The organism is Bacillus sp. OV166 (assembly GCF_900177675.1).
In the GTDB taxonomy this organism is placed as follows: Bacteria; Bacillota; Bacilli; order Bacillales; family Cytobacillaceae; genus Neobacillus.
In genome coordinates this window covers 2,955,425-2,969,408 of sequence record NZ_FXWM01000001.1, presented here as the reverse complement: position 1 = coordinate 2,969,408, position 13,984 = coordinate 2,955,425, and the positions used below count along the sequence as shown (strand labels likewise).

The following is a 13,984-nucleotide window of genomic DNA, read 5'->3' as shown; positions in this document are numbered from 1 at the left end:
ATAAGAAAAAGGCTACCGTTTTTGGCAGCCATTTCTTAAGGAAAGCACCCTTTAGTCTAACAAGGGAAAAATTTTTTAATTGAAAAGAATATTTGTTAAATTATTAACTTAGAATATTCCTCAAAAGTTTCTTTCGTTTTTCCATTTGAGGGGTTCCTCATTCTATCCGTTAGTCAAAATAAAAAGGACACAGATAAAAATATATATTGTAGAATCTTATTTTCTATTTATTACTTTACTAACAATTTGAGTTACGGCAGCTCTACTCATTTTTTCCTTCCCTTCTGTTAAAGCATCAAGTGTACCATGAGCAAGTGCTATCGGGATTTTACAAAAATTAAGGATCGGACCGGGTTTAATATCCTCTAAATAAACGTCAGCCAATGCTAGGTTACGTCGGGCGTACATAAACATATCTTCTAACTCCCATCCATCGGGAAAGAAATCAACACCGCGTTCTAAATCTTCAGAACGATTGCGAAGAATATTGACAGACTGTAAGCCACGACCAAAGGCTATAGATAGTTCCCTGTCCGTTTCAACAGCATCATACCACTTCCAAATATCAGAGAGCATAACTCCTACCAAACCTGCAACGTAGAATGTGTATTCATTCAAATCTTCTTCATTCTTAATCCGCCACTCTTTTAAAGCCCAGTCTGCCATCCCCTTCGCCATAGTAGATGTGGCATTCGAAATATTCTCTACAATTGTCGGTGGACAAAGATTTATCCAATCGCCAAATCGTAAGGTAACCTCCGGTAGGAGGGAGTGGTATGGGTGAAATAAAGCCATTAACTCCTTATTATTGAAGGGGTTTTTCAAGAGCGAGCTGATTGAATGTAATAGATTATGTTTGGAATCCAATCGGAGTTGGGGGTGGTCTTCAATCTCGTCAATAGCTCTCATGCATAAGTAAGCGGATGTAACAGCTTCTTGTAATCCTGACGGTAGATGACTAATAGGAATAAAGAAGGTCCGGCTTGTCGCCATCAACATGTTTATTGCACTTCTATGTAAATTGATTGCTTCACTCATCTTGTATTGCCCCCTTTTTTGTCAACATGCAAATTTTCTTTAATTGAAGTGGTATTATCCCCACTATATAAAATATCTAATAATAAAGTTCTAACACGGAATTCAAGCCCTTGTTACTAAATAAACATGCTGCTTTATTTGTAAAAAAACAAGCAAACCTTCATTATTGAAGCATCGCCCAGTTAGTTCAACAATCTTTTATACAATAATATAATAATTCCGCAAATAACAGCCACTCCTATAAATGTTAATAGAGAAAGAACAGGAGAAATGACCATACCAAACGCTACTTCATTTTGAAGTGTATCTATTTTATCCCACTCACTTGCAATATCAGGTTTATAAAGGCACGTTTTTATATAACCTACTAAAAATATACTGGAAAAATAAGTTACGTGAATTATTACTGAGCAAATAAATGCTTGGAGAACTATGCTCTATAGACACCCCCTCAAAATCCAATTATACCATAATCACCCATTTGTGTTATTCCACTAACCTGCTAAGTTACTTGAATAAGAAAATGCCTTACCACCATTGAAGTAAAGCACCCCGTTAGTGTAAGTACATTTCTTCACAATGTTGTTCAAGTTCAAACCTTTTCGATTCCCTTTCCAGTAAAACAAAATGTGAACTATTATCTTTTCTGTTAAAGAACCTCCAGTGTTCACTTTGTTCATCTTCCTCTGAACTATCTGGAAAAGCCTCAAGTACATATCCATCAGAAAAGATATCTTTAATCCACCAACATCATCCGATTCAATTTGTACTACTGTTAATCGTCCATTGTCCTTTATAAAAGTTTTAATTCTTTCATCAAATCGATTCTTACCTTGGGTATCTGTTAGTTGAAGAACAAAATTCAGAAAATGTATTTATGTCTTCATTATCACAAGGAAGGAAATGTTAATCCATTGTATTTTTCAATTTTTTCTTTTTATGTTCCATACTCCATTCGTGCATTGAATCTAAAATCGGCTTCAATGTCATTCCATATTCGGTTATAGAATATTCCACTTTAGGTGGGACTTCACGATATACCTCTCGACTTATGAGCCCCTCCTCCTCTAGTTCTCGTAATTGATTTGTTAGCATTTTGGGGGTAATGCCTACAAGTGCTTTTTTTAATTCTCCATATCTCATTGTGCCTTCCGACATTAGATACAATAAGATGATAGGCTTCCATTTCCCAACCAAGATGGAAAGAGCATCGTGTACTTTACAATATTCAGGTTTTATTTTCATCTTTACCTCCAATAGTATCTTTTTACATACTATATATCTTCAAAGTGCATACTTATATATTTGATTTTAATGGTTTATTATGATTATGAAAAGGGGGCAAATAATATTAAACGTCGTGAAATAAAAAAAGTATGGACAGTAACCGAACAAAAAATAAGCAACATTCATACCGCAAGTCCTATCCTTGCACCTGGCAACTGGGTAGATTATGACCCGTTCTTATTACTAATGGAAGATAAATTTCAAAAAGGAGCATTTAGTGAGCATCCCCATCGTGGTATAGAGACCTTAACATTTATCATTGACGGAAGGCTTAATCATTATGACAATGCTACGGGGGCGGGTGGAATCCTAGAAAAAGGGGACCTTCAATTTATGACTGCTGGTAGAGGAGTGATCCATAATGAATCACCACTTGACGGTGAAACAGTTCATCTTCTTCAGCTTTGGGTTAATCTACCTCGTAAATATAAAATGGTAAAACCCCGTTATCAAAATATGCACACAAAAGATATGCCTGTTCGTCAAGAGAACGGTGCCTTAATTCGAGTATATTCAGGTTCGTCTGGAGATGTTGTATCGAACACCCTGAATTACGCACCTGTCACGTTTGTAGAAATGGTGTTGGAAGAAGGAGCATCCATTAGTCAAGACCTTCCTGGTACCTATAATGGCTATATTTATGTATTAGAAGGAAGTGGAACATTTGGTGAAAATAAAGTTGAGGCGAAAAAAGGGCAAGCAATGTGGCTAGGTTCCGTAAATGATGGGGAAATGAGCAGTATTCACATTTCTGCAAACGAAAAATTACGACTTGTTCTTTTTGCAGGTGAACCTCTCAGAGAACCTGTAGTAGCATATGGACCTTTCGTAATGAATTCAGAAGAAGAAATACGACAGGCTTATCGGGATTATCAGGAGGGTAAATTCGAAACTCCAGTAGATTAAAGATTTATGGAAATAGTTGAGTGAATTTGATTAACTCATCAACGAACAAATTAAATAAAGATAATTAAAGATAATTAAAGGAGCAAAAAGATGATAGGGTTAGGTTTATTGTTAATACGCTTAGTAATTGGATTGTCATTCATAGCTCACGGAGCCCAAAAGTTATTCGGCTTTGGTGGCGGCGGTGGTTTAAAAGTAACTGGGGAGCATTTTGAAAAATTGGGAATAAGACCAGGGGTAACAATGGCGTTACTCGCTAGCCTATCGGAATTAATAGGTGGAGCTATGTTTGCGTTAGGGTTACTTACCCCTCTTGCAGGTATTGTGATTGCTGGAACAATGGTAGTAGGGATTTTAAAAGTCCACGGACCAAATGGTTACTGGATTACAAAGGGTGGATATGAATACTGTCTTGCTGTATTAGTTGTAGCAATTGGTGTAGCTCTTACGGGTGCAGGACAATATTCACTCGATGCTATTTTATTTTAAATTATATCCATTTATAACGGCAAATGTTTTGGATTCAAGGAATCAGACGCTCAGAAGCTAATTCTGAGCGTTTGTTGTGAAACCATCATTAAGCATTTCTATAATGGTTAAAAGGTCTTTGTATGGGACAGGCAGCGACATTCTTTATTCAACTAAACTGCTTACGTTAGTACAACAAGTAAAGGGATTGCACAGCAATCCCAATTTTAAACTCTTGCACCCGTTACTTTAAGTACAAGTTTTCACAATCTTTCAATATAGCTCTTTTTAATAAAGCTTTTGAATGAGTCTATTAATAATCATGCAGAATAATTAGTCAATTGTTAAAACAAGTTTACCATTTCCTATACCTTTTGCTAGCTGTTCAAAGCCCTGCGATGCTTGCTGGAGTGGCAAAGTTGTACCAATAATCGGACTAAGTGCGCCACTTTTTAGCATGCCAATTACACCATGAATGCTTTGTTCATATTCATCTTTTGGTGCGTTCCAAAGGGCTGTTGCTAAAATATCACATTCCTTTTGCATTGCAAGACGTGGATTTATTTCTATGGAACCACGATTTCCAACTATTACAATTTTACCAAATGGTGCAATCAGCTTTAAATCTGTTTCTAAATTAATATTTGCTAAAAACTCAATAATTACATCAGGTCCATTGCCATCAGTTAAGGCTAACACATCTTCAATCGTTGCTTCTGTCACATGATCAATGACAACATCTGCGCCAGCTTGCTGAACCATTTTTTTACCCTCTGATTTACTTGCTGTTCCAATCACTTTAGCACCGTGAGATTTCGCCATTTGCACAACCTGTAATCCAACCCCACCACTGGCTCCATGAATAAATACGGTCTGACCAGGCTTCAGACAGGCACGTTGAAATAATGCACGATATGCAGTCGATGCAGGTACTCCTAATGCTGCACCTTGTTCAAAAGATACATGGTCTGGTAATGAATGAACCAAAGTTGCATCACATACTATTTTTTGTGCAAATGTGCCTGGACTTTTACTTTGCATTAAGGATGCAATAAATACACGATCACCAACGCGAACATTTGTGACTCCTCCTCCAATAGACTCCACAATCCCTGCACCGTCTAAGCCTGGGGTATAAGGCAACTGAGGTATACAAAACGCATATGTACCTGTTAATGTGTAAGTATCACTCGGATTGACACCCGCCGCATATAAACGAACACATACCTCTCCCTTTCCTGCTACTACATCCTCAACGTCTGTATATACTAATTTCTCAGGTCCACCAAATTGTGTAACTTGAATTGCTTTCATGTTACCAACCTCCTCGTAGTTATTATATATCGAAAGATTAGAATTCACAGTAATATCTAGGATTGAATTACTAGTTCTCACAAATTCGGATATTAAATTACTACTTCTACTCTTTAAAAAACGATTGCTTATTCTACTAACCTGCCCCGTTAGTGAAACAAGAAAAGCTGCCTAAATGACAGCTCTGGTTTTTAAATCAAGCACCCGTTAATTGAAGAACAGGTCTAGCATGAGTGTAGTGGCTAAATGAGCTGCCTTAAGTAAGGCTTGATGATAATAACCATCTATTTCAATTATTATTAATTATCACTTCTGCTAGATTTTGTTAAGGCGTCTTTTCCATACATACGTTAAGGTAATAAAGATGTAGATGCAAAGTGTAATGATCGTTACGATGATGGATGTCGTGAAAATGATTCCGATCAGGATCGTAATTAAAGCGATGATTGCAGCCCAAGTCGTATACGGGAACCATTTAACTGAATAGGCACTTGTTTTTCCGGGCTGTTGTTTACGTGATTTCAAATGGGCGAAGGCTATGATCAACCAGATGAATAATACGGTATATCCCAGCGATCCCATCAGGAAATCGAAGGTCTTGCTTCCAGCAAATAAGGAAATCAGTACACCGCCAAATAAAGTGGAAGTACACATTAATATTGCGTAAACAGGAACTTTCTTCTTGGATAAACTTGAAAAGATTTTCGGAATGCGACCGTCCACGGCTTGTGTATACAGAACGCGGGATGAACCATACAATCCAGAGTTCATCGATGAAATAATCGCTATTAGAACAACGGCGTTCATAATATGGTCAGCACCTGGAATCCCTATCATTTGAAAGACCATCACAAACGGACTTTCAGGCACCCCGTTTACTTCGTTCCAAGGAATTAAACTAACGATGATGAAAAATGGAATGATATAGAAAGAAATGATCCTGACCAATGTACTGCGAACGGCTTTTGGAACCACTTTTTCGGGATTTTTCGTTTCTGCCAATGTGACCCCGATAATTTCTGTACCGCCATATGAATAAATTACCACCAGCATCGCCGTGATTAAACCTGTTAATCCATTCGGGAAGAAACCGCCATGGTCAGTCAAGTTAGAGAAACCGACTGCTGTATGATCACCAAAAGTCACGAGCAGCAACAATAATCCAGCCATGATGAACACAATGATGACGGTAATTTTAATTAAAGCAAGCCAGTACTCCGTTTCAGCAAAAACCTTTACTGATAGCAAGTTGATTGCTGTAACTAACACCGAAACAGCTAATGCAAGTATCCAGATTGGATATTCAGGCACCCAATATTGAATGAAAATAGCCGCAACGACTGATTCGGCCGTGATGTTCAATACCCACATTTTCCAATAGATCCAATCAAGGAAATAGGCAGGATACTTTCCTAAAATAGATTGGACAAGATCCCTGAATGTTCTTGCACCGCTATTACGCACCGCCATTTCAGCTAAACCTTGCATGATGAATAATAGGATGATGCCCCCTATCAAGTAAGCAATTATTACGGATGGGCCTGCCATATCAATTGCTGAACTGCTTCCTTTAAATAAACCTGCCCCAATGGCACCGCCTAATGCCATCATCGTAATATGCCTTGAAGTCATTGTCCTCTGTAAATTCCGTTTGTCCGTTTCCATATCCTAACCTCCCAAAAAATCATAAAAGGCATATCGTCTCTTTCTTCATAATCAAATGAAGAAAGAGACGATATGCCATAAGCTTACCGCGGTACCACTCTTATTGGCTCTTTTCGAACCCTGCTTTAAAAACCTTGTAACGAAGGTCAATCGTTAAAACCAGAGAATAGATTAACTCTAATCTTTCGCTTTACCACTCCCAGGCAAGTTCAAAGTATCATTGGACTGCGTTGCACCAACCCGCAGCTCTCTTTACCGAATAATGAGCTTTTACTACTCCTGATCTTTGCGTTTTGAAAATTATATCTGAATATTTTTTATAATATCCAATACTATACGGATGAGAAGTAAATTTGTCAATATTTTTTAAAGATAATAATTTTAAAGAAACAAATCATAGGAATATGTGATGAAATAGCTATATAAATCAGTAAAATACTATTAAAAATATAATATGATGCCTAATCTCTTGGGAGAACTTACGAGTGGCAACAAATAAAGCATGCGTTAGTTGAATTAACCCCCTACTTTTTCCCCGAGCGACCTTCCTATTGAAGAATCGCATTCGTAATTCACCTTTATTTCAATGTCGGATATTGCTTTCCATATCTCACTAAAACGTGCCACAATAGTTTTAATTCCTGAAGTACCTCCTTATAAGTTCCGCGATCACTCCAAGTTTCAGGATTGCGGTTTAAATCCAATACGGCAGATCCAATTATCTTTGCATCGATAAAATTATTTTGTGCAATGCGTTTTGCCAAGGAAGGCATTGATGGACCTCTAAAATCAGAAGGAACTTCATCTACCATAAGAGCAAAGCCCCTGTGCCAATACAGATCAATGGAATACTTATGGCATATTTGTTCCAAGATTCTCCCTACATAAGTTTCCTTGAAAGAAGGATCTGCAACAAGCACTTCCGCGTCTTCTTTGAGTGATATATCACCATGAACCTGGGCTTCAATATAGTGATTAAGATTGCGGTTAGGCTCTTTGTTTGCTGGGTCCGTAAATGGTCTTTCAAGATTAACCAGCAAATGATTGATTAAACTTGCTGGTGTCAGATTTCTTTCGCCAATTGCAAAATCTCTTAAGAACGCCTCTTCCAAGAGTGCAGCCAAAATGAGGTCAAACTCTTTATTGGTACCCTTTTCTTTTGGGCCTTGATGCGAATCTAAATAGGTGTAAGTGGAACGATATGAAACCTTGGGGGATAGAAGAAAATAGCATGATCCAAAACGTGGAGCAGGTCCATCTGGGTGCAACATCAAATTTAGTGCCCCATATTTAGGACGTTGGTTATTGGTTGTGCCCTCCAGTTGATATGCTCCACCAAAAATTCTCTTCTCCCAAAGGTCGCGTTCCCCACCTGGGTATGCGGATACGCTGCCATTAGATATAAATGTTTCAAACTGGCTCTTATATATTCCCTGCTCCAACAGTGCTTCAGCAACGCATTTCATAGTTGAATCTGGTCTATCTGGATGAAAATGTAATCCTATCTTTGCGTGAGCCTTTATTTTAACAACAGCATTTTCAAATATTTTATCCGAGATATTAGACATTTTAAGTATGTGATTAATTGTTTCTTTAGCTTCATGTCTATTGTTCCTTGCATACCTTGTAATATTCTCTAAAGCCAATAATTGAGACATTGATAATTCCATGAATATACGATTCTCTCCTTTCATCGAATTTAACCTAATATTCAACAAAAGTTTCTTTTTTCCTTCTCAACAAACCTGCTTCGTTAGTGGAAGAAAAAATAGACCGCCGCAGCGATCCTTCTTGAGCATTAGCACCCGTTATCTTAATAACACCTCTATATATTTAATTAATGGTTCATTAAAAAATTCACCATTTCACTAAATGCTTTTTGTGCTGATTTTTCATTATATTGTGGAGAGTAAGGGTCACTGAATCCGTGTTTTCCGTTAAATTTATGTATTTCGATATTTTCTAAAGTTGAAATTAACTCGTCCACATTAAATGATTTTTCTTCTTGCGGAAAGAATAGCATTGTAGGACATTGTGGTGTTAATTCCACATAATTCCTAATACGTGAACCATAGTATCCAACTACTCCATCGACACATTCTTCGTCACTACACAACCAAGCAACAGTTGCCCCTACACTAAATCCAATGATAAATATTTTTTCGTATTCATCTTTAACATCTGATAATATATCTTTTATTTTATGCAAAGCGTAAGCGAATCCAACGTTATCCATAAAATTACGATAAGCAACTTCCTCTTGAAAATAATCGAAAGGTGTCTCTCGTTCTAATAAATTTGGGCAAATGACATCAAAACTTTGTTTTGATAATAATTCACAAAAACTCTGCATATGTTGGTTAATTCCATAAATTTCGTGTATTACAATGATTACAGTACCAGACTTTTTGTGTATTTGAATCATTTTGTAACTCCTTGAACAGCTACTCCCATTATACAAATTAATACCATATTATATCATTTCTTGTTCAACTAACCTGACAGTTACTTTAAGTACATTCCTTGACAATCTCAATTATTTACATAAATATCTAAATTAACTACCAAGTGTTGTTCAACAAACTGGCCCGATAAAAAAGACGCTTTCCATGTTCCAGAAAAGCGCCCGATTATTGAAGAAGCTTGGCCTCGTATGATTTACTCATTAGCCACACAACCATTGTATTTGCAATTGAGTAAGCCTCCTGGCCATTCGCGAATAGGAGGCTTTGTTTGTTGGTGGAGCGGAAGTCTGTTTGTTATTACTGCGGTTGCTCTCCTGGGACATTCACGTTGAAAGTAACGCCGAACTTGTCCTTTACTTGCCCGTACAAGGGGCTCCAATCCGTCTTCTGAAGGGGCATAATGACTTGTCCGCCGTCTTCCAAAGCGGCGAAGATTTCTCTAGCTCTAGCCTCTTCTTTGGGATGGATGGCAATCTGAATCGTATCGCCTGGCTGATAAGGCATGCCTGCGAACGTATCGCTGAACATGAGATCCGCGTCGCCTACTTTCAAGTGTGCATGCATAACGCGATCCTTCATGTCATCCGTAAACGGATGATTCGGGTCCGCCGGCAATATCTCCGTACGTCATGATACCCATCACTTTCCCGCCAAGCGCTTTCTCGTAAAAATGGACCGCTTCTCTCGTGTTACCGTCAAAAAACAAATACGGGTTCAAACTAATTGACATCATTCAACAGCTCCTTAGTTCTAACTTTTTTTACAATGCTTAAGAAATTTCCAAGTGGCAGTAACCACCAACCATTATTACCCATAAATATACTTTAAATCACAGAACGTACGTTCGTCAACAAAAACATAACTGAATACTAACAATTTTTTACGTTACACTTACATTCTTTATTAGATGATCGCGGACGATTATAGAAGATCCAATCTTATTAAAGAAAAGCGCCCTTTAATGGAAGATCAAAATAATGATTATGAATTTTGCCTTTAGCTTGTTCAACGAACGCACCCGTTAGTTGAAGTGCGTTTATTCACAAACTTTTTGCTAAAACAAGCCGTTTCCCATAAGGAAACGGCTTGTTTATTGTTAACCCTCTAATTTTGGTTTTGTGTTTTGTATTTTATTGAATTAAGTTTTAAAGCAGAAGCTAGTATGATTACCATACTTACTGCTCCAATCCATACAAGGGTAGATACGGACGAACTCCAAGTTAATCCTTTTCCGAAGAAGAATAAATCACGCAAACCTTGTATCATAAATCGCATTGGTAACCAAGAATAAATCCAATCTCGATAAAATGGAGACATCATTTCTGGAGCCATTGAAAGCAATGGTGCCCCAAAGAATAACAATAAGGCAAAAATACCGATACTTCTGATTCCCAACCACGAAAGTACCGCTGAAATCATTAGGAAAAAGCAAAAGGAAGTAATCGAAAGGAATAAAGCTGTGTCCGTAAACTGTGGAATATGGAGTCCTACCATATCACCTGCCAGCCAAGTTAAACCAAATCCAACGACAAGGGAAACGACCACACCTATTAAAATCTGTCCTATCTTTGCGATAAGGTTCTCTTTCCGATTTGTAATTGATAATTTACTAACAGCGATAAAGATAATAGCAGCACCTGCCAAGCTTCCTATCCATAATGGCTGAAATAAGGAAACAGGAGAATTTCCGCTTGCACTATTAGTACCAATTTCATTAACATTTGTGACTTTTTTTGAAATAGGAGTTGCTAAACTTGCAGCTTGTTTTGCTGTTAAAGGTGCACCTTGTTTTTCAAAACCATCAAGTAGTTGGGTACGAATTTTATTGTTCATATTGTCAACTACTCCATTCAAGACCTGTCCTGCCATCGTTGAAGCTGCTGTATTCATTCCCTGATTGATATATATTTGAACTTCAGGTGAAGAAGGTGCTTGTGTCCTTAATGATGCCTGCTTAGCACTGAAATCCTTCGGAATGACCAATGCTGCATAATATTTTTGATTATCCATTCCTTTTTGTGCTTCCTCTGCTGTTATTACTTCAACCCATTTTACAGCAGTGTCTTCATCTGTTGTTGCTTTTGAATTTTTTTGCATCGCTTCAACGATGGTTTTACCCATATTCATTTCAGGTTGATTAGGGATTTGCACTCCCTCATCCTCATTTACGATTGCAATAGGCAGATTTTTGGGTTGTGGCTGTACTGATGGAAATAATGTTAGTGAAAAAATAAAAATAACAGCCAATGCAATGATTGGTGACAGCAATACCAGTTTGTTTTTGAACATATTTTTTATCCTCCTTGGTTTTGCGTTATAATAATGAACAACTTGTTGTTTATTACATTCAAATTATAAAGTGAAATCAAGTTCTGTTTCAATAATCAAAAATGGCAGATGTGTTGGTTATGGAACATCTTTAATAAATGTGTTGGATAAAATTAAGGAGGAAGTAGCTTGCGAGATAGTAATACGGATTTACGGGTCATTCGGACAAAAGAATCAATCCGAGATGCACTAGTTGAGTTGATAGATGAAAATGGTTTCGATACCATTACTGTTAAGGACATAACAACTAGAGCAAAAATTAATAGGGGTACATTTTATGCACACTATCAAGACAAATTTGATTTAATCACCAAATGCGAAGAAGAGATTATGCTTGAGATGTCCAGACTTGCAAAAAAGAACTTACCAGGTGTTATTGCTGCACTTGAAACTAACTCACCGAATGCAACACCATTTTCCCTTGCAGTTTTAATATTTGAGTTTCTTAATGAAAATAGTGGTTTTATGAAAGCTGTGTTAGGTCCAAAAGGCGATTTAACCTTTCAAACAAGGCTGAAAGATTTTATGTGGAAAACGCTGTTTGGAAATGATCCAAACGCACTTATTAAGGAGGAAAATTTACTTGTGCCAGGACAATATTTAGCTTCTTACATTTCGTCTGCACATATAGGTGTAATTCAACAATGGTTGAATAGTGGCAGGAAAGAATCTCCTCAAGAAATGGCTCAAATCCTATCAACCATAACAGTTAATGGACCCTTCTTTGCAGCTGGTTTGAAAAAGTAAATCCTTCGATGAAAAAGGGAGATTACCTTAGAAAAAACAGGTAGTCTCCTTTATGATTTATTTGCTTATTCAATTAACCTGCCCTTTTAACTTAATAAGAACTGAGTGCGGTTTCAATTTCGTGAAACAGGTCAATAATTCCTGAAAAAAAGAATTTTTTGGGGAGAGATGAACTTGTTATTATCTCAAGGATGGGAAACGTATGAATCTGATAAACGTCTTAAAGGCTTTTCGACGCAAACATTAAAAGCATAAAAACTACAGTCCGGCTTACTTATACGCTTTTTTAATGATGTTCAACTTGATACGCTCACTACGGATCAATTCAATTAAAAGCTTATTTAGCAAAATCAAGTGAAGTCCTTAAGCCTGCAAGTTTGGCTCATCGAATTCGTTTTATGAAATCTTTATTTCGATCGTCTCATGCAGAAGGGCATATTCCCAAAAACCCAACAGCTAAAATAAAGGAACCCAAAACCGGGAAACGAATTCCTAAATTTAGTAGTTACCGTTATAATAGAAAAGACATTGCTATTTTCACAAGCAAATTAGTATTCACTTATTTTCTTCCACTCAAAATCATTGCATTTCCTAATACTTTTTTGTTTAATAACAGCTTTGGCAATTTCATTACTTTAGCAAGTTTGTAGCCATTCATTTCAGATACACCATGGTTCTTTAAGACTTTTAAGAGCTCTTTTTCATCCACAAATATTTTTTCATCCATAAACAAATCTAAGAAGACAAATTCACCACCAGGTTTTAACACTCTTAATGCCTCTTTAATTACTTCAGTTTTATTTCTTCTATCTTTTACTTCATGAAATGTTAGACAACTTACAATTACATCAAAATCATCATCATTAAAAGGGAGCTCTGCAGCACTTGCTTTCAGAAAATCAATCCTATCAGAGACCCCTTCTATTTCAGCATTTTGTTGGCATTGAGCTTTCGAATATTCCCAATTCCCGCCCCAATAATCAATTCCAGTTAAAAAGGACTTAGGAAAAGTCATTGCCAGTTTAATAATCAGTGAACCACTGCCTGTTCCTATATCTAGTATTTTTCCTTTTCCATCCCAATTCACCTTGGCAACAATTAAATCATGTATTTTTGACTGATAATTCCCCCCAAATGCTGCGAATTGGTAAACAGAATAAGAAAGTATAAATGCTATATAAATAAAAGGCAACGCTAAAATCCCTGACAGGACGCGCAGATATAAATTAACCTGTAAAAATGTAACCAAGAGAAGAATGAGTGAAATAACCAAAAAAATAAGTAGTTTGTAAATTCGAATCCAAGTTTGATATTTAGCTTTTGTTTTCAAGTTATCAGCCATCCTTAAATAATCTATTTTTTGTTTGTTATAATTATAAAGGAATTTAATAATCCTCTGTTAAATCTTTAAAGTTCCTATAATCATAATAGCTTTCAAAAACGATGAAACGGCCTTAGCCCTATTGAATATAGAGCTAAAGCCGCATTAATCACTTTTATTATTTCCACTATCTATTCTGCCCGTTAGCCATAATCAATCCGTATTTTTAAGTCTCTTCATCGCTTTTGTACTCTAAAATATCTCCAGGTTGACAATCCAAAGCCTTACATATCGCTTCTAATGTTGAAAAACGAAACGCTTTTGCTTTCCCGTTTTTCAGAATGGAAAGGTTCGCCATTTTAATCCCAACCCTCTCCGAAAGTTCAGTTACGCTCATTTTCCTTTTAGCCAGCATCACATCAATATTGATTATAATTGCCAAGTT

12 protein-coding genes, 1 pseudogene and 1 other annotated feature are annotated in these 13,984 nt (G+C 36.8%); of the genes and pseudogenes, 3 read left to right on the top strand and 10 right to left on the bottom strand.

Translation table 11 applies throughout. The annotated features are described in order from the left end of the window. Positions 1 to 216: 216 nt before the first annotated feature. Together CCK98_RS14325 and CCK98_RS14310 are read right to left on the bottom strand one after the other, a co-directional pair. Positions 217 to 1,038 carry a squalene/phytoene synthase family protein gene (locus CCK98_RS14325; RefSeq protein ID WP_088087204.1) on the bottom strand — a complete coding sequence of 274 codons (822 nt, stop codon included), beginning with the start codon at positions 1,036 to 1,038 and terminating at the stop codon, positions 217 to 219. A gap of 906 nt (positions 1,039 to 1,944) precedes the next feature. Continuing rightward, positions 1,945 to 2,283 carry a helix-turn-helix domain-containing protein gene (locus CCK98_RS14310; protein ID WP_088087201.1) on the bottom strand — a complete coding sequence of 113 codons (339 nt, stop codon included), beginning with the start codon at positions 2,281 to 2,283 and terminating at the stop codon, positions 1,945 to 1,947. A 69-nt stretch (positions 2,284 to 2,352) separates the two neighbouring features. Between CCK98_RS14310 and CCK98_RS14305 the strand changes: the two genes are divergently transcribed. Both CCK98_RS14305 and CCK98_RS14300 read left to right on the top strand, forming a co-directional pair. After that, a complete protein-coding gene (locus tag CCK98_RS14305; protein ID WP_088090409.1) occupies positions 2,353 to 3,231 on the top strand; it encodes a pirin family protein in 879 nt (292 codons plus the stop codon). 90 nt (positions 3,232 to 3,321) lie between these two features. Next, positions 3,322 to 3,720 (top strand): DoxX family protein, encoded by a 399-nt coding sequence (locus tag CCK98_RS14300; RefSeq protein ID WP_088087200.1) that lies wholly within the window; start codon positions 3,322 to 3,324, stop codon positions 3,718 to 3,720. 312 nt (positions 3,721 to 4,032) lie between these two features. Here the strand turns inward: CCK98_RS14300 and CCK98_RS14295 are convergent, their stop codons facing one another. From CCK98_RS14295 to CCK98_RS14270, 6 genes and pseudogenes are all read right to left on the bottom strand, one after another. Beyond that, entirely contained in the window at positions 4,033 to 5,013 is a 981-nt protein-coding gene (locus CCK98_RS14295) for an NADPH:quinone reductase (RefSeq protein WP_088087199.1), read from the bottom strand. A gap of 315 nt (positions 5,014 to 5,328) precedes the next feature. Continuing rightward, positions 5,329 to 6,678 carry an amino acid permease gene (locus CCK98_RS14290; protein WP_088087198.1) on the bottom strand — a complete coding sequence of 450 codons (1,350 nt, stop codon included), beginning with the start codon at positions 6,676 to 6,678 and terminating at the stop codon, positions 5,329 to 5,331. Positions 6,679 to 6,738: 60 nt separating this feature from the next. Then, positions 6,739 to 6,974, bottom strand: a binding site (T-box leader). Between the two features lie 282 nt (positions 6,975 to 7,256). Beyond that, complete coding sequence (locus CCK98_RS14285; protein ID WP_088087197.1) at positions 7,257 to 8,348, bottom strand: DUF3626 domain-containing protein; 1,092 nt, start codon at positions 8,346 to 8,348, stop codon at positions 7,257 to 7,259. Between the two features lie 167 nt (positions 8,349 to 8,515). Next, positions 8,516 to 9,103 (bottom strand): dienelactone hydrolase family protein, encoded by a 588-nt coding sequence (locus tag CCK98_RS14280; RefSeq protein ID WP_088087196.1) that lies wholly within the window; start codon positions 9,101 to 9,103, stop codon positions 8,516 to 8,518. Between the two features lie 337 nt (positions 9,104 to 9,440). Continuing rightward, positions 9,441 to 9,873: pseudogene (locus CCK98_RS14275) on the bottom strand (VOC family protein). Positions 9,874 to 10,247: 374 nt separating this feature from the next. Then, positions 10,248 to 11,432 (bottom strand): YhgE/Pip domain-containing protein, encoded by a 1,185-nt coding sequence (locus CCK98_RS14270; RefSeq protein ID WP_088087195.1) that lies wholly within the window; start codon positions 11,430 to 11,432, stop codon positions 10,248 to 10,250. Between the two features lie 168 nt (positions 11,433 to 11,600). Here CCK98_RS14270 and CCK98_RS14265 point away from each other — a divergent pair, with 168 nt between their 5' ends. Continuing rightward, entirely contained in the window at positions 11,601 to 12,218 is a 618-nt protein-coding gene (locus CCK98_RS14265; protein WP_088087194.1) for a TetR/AcrR family transcriptional regulator, read from the top strand. A 559-nt stretch (positions 12,219 to 12,777) separates the two neighbouring features. Here the strand turns inward: CCK98_RS14265 and CCK98_RS14255 are convergent. Beyond that, positions 12,778 to 13,560 (bottom strand): class I SAM-dependent methyltransferase, encoded by a 783-nt coding sequence (locus CCK98_RS14255; RefSeq protein WP_088087193.1) that lies wholly within the window; start codon positions 13,558 to 13,560, stop codon positions 12,778 to 12,780. A 205-nt stretch (positions 13,561 to 13,765) separates the two neighbouring features. Beyond that, positions 13,766 to 13,981 (bottom strand): helix-turn-helix transcriptional regulator, encoded by a 216-nt coding sequence (locus CCK98_RS14250; protein ID WP_088087192.1) that lies wholly within the window; start codon positions 13,979 to 13,981, stop codon positions 13,766 to 13,768. Positions 13,982 to 13,984: the final 3 nt, after the last annotated feature.

What these genes read in the sequence shown, in the direction of transcription:
- CCK98_RS14325 (WP_088087204.1), bottom strand. Translation starts at nt 1,038, where the DNA reads ATGAGTGAAGCAATCAATTTACATAGAAGTGCAATAAACATGTTGATG.
- CCK98_RS14310 (WP_088087201.1), bottom strand. Translation starts at nt 2,283, where the DNA reads ATGAAAATAAAACCTGAATATTGTAAAGTACACGATGCTCTTTCCATC.
- CCK98_RS14305 (WP_088090409.1), top strand. Translation starts at nt 2,353, where the DNA reads ATGGTTTATTATGATTATGAAAAGGGGGCAAATAATATTAAACGTCGT.
- CCK98_RS14300 (WP_088087200.1), top strand. Translation starts at nt 3,322, where the DNA reads ATGATAGGGTTAGGTTTATTGTTAATACGCTTAGTAATTGGATTGTCA.
- CCK98_RS14295 (WP_088087199.1), bottom strand. Translation starts at nt 5,013, where the DNA reads ATGAAAGCAATTCAAGTTACACAATTTGGTGGACCTGAGAAATTAGTA.
- CCK98_RS14290 (WP_088087198.1), bottom strand. Translation starts at nt 6,678, where the DNA reads ATGGAAACGGACAAACGGAATTTACAGAGGACAATGACTTCAAGGCAT.
- CCK98_RS14285 (WP_088087197.1), bottom strand. Translation starts at nt 8,348, where the DNA reads ATGGAATTATCAATGTCTCAATTATTGGCTTTAGAGAATATTACAAGG.
- CCK98_RS14280 (WP_088087196.1), bottom strand. Translation starts at nt 9,103, where the DNA reads ATGATTCAAATACACAAAAAGTCTGGTACTGTAATCATTGTAATACAC.
- CCK98_RS14270 (WP_088087195.1), bottom strand. Translation starts at nt 11,432, where the DNA reads ATGTTCAAAAACAAACTGGTATTGCTGTCACCAATCATTGCATTGGCT.
- CCK98_RS14255 (WP_088087193.1), bottom strand. Translation starts at nt 13,560, where the DNA reads ATGGCTGATAACTTGAAAACAAAAGCTAAATATCAAACTTGGATTCGA.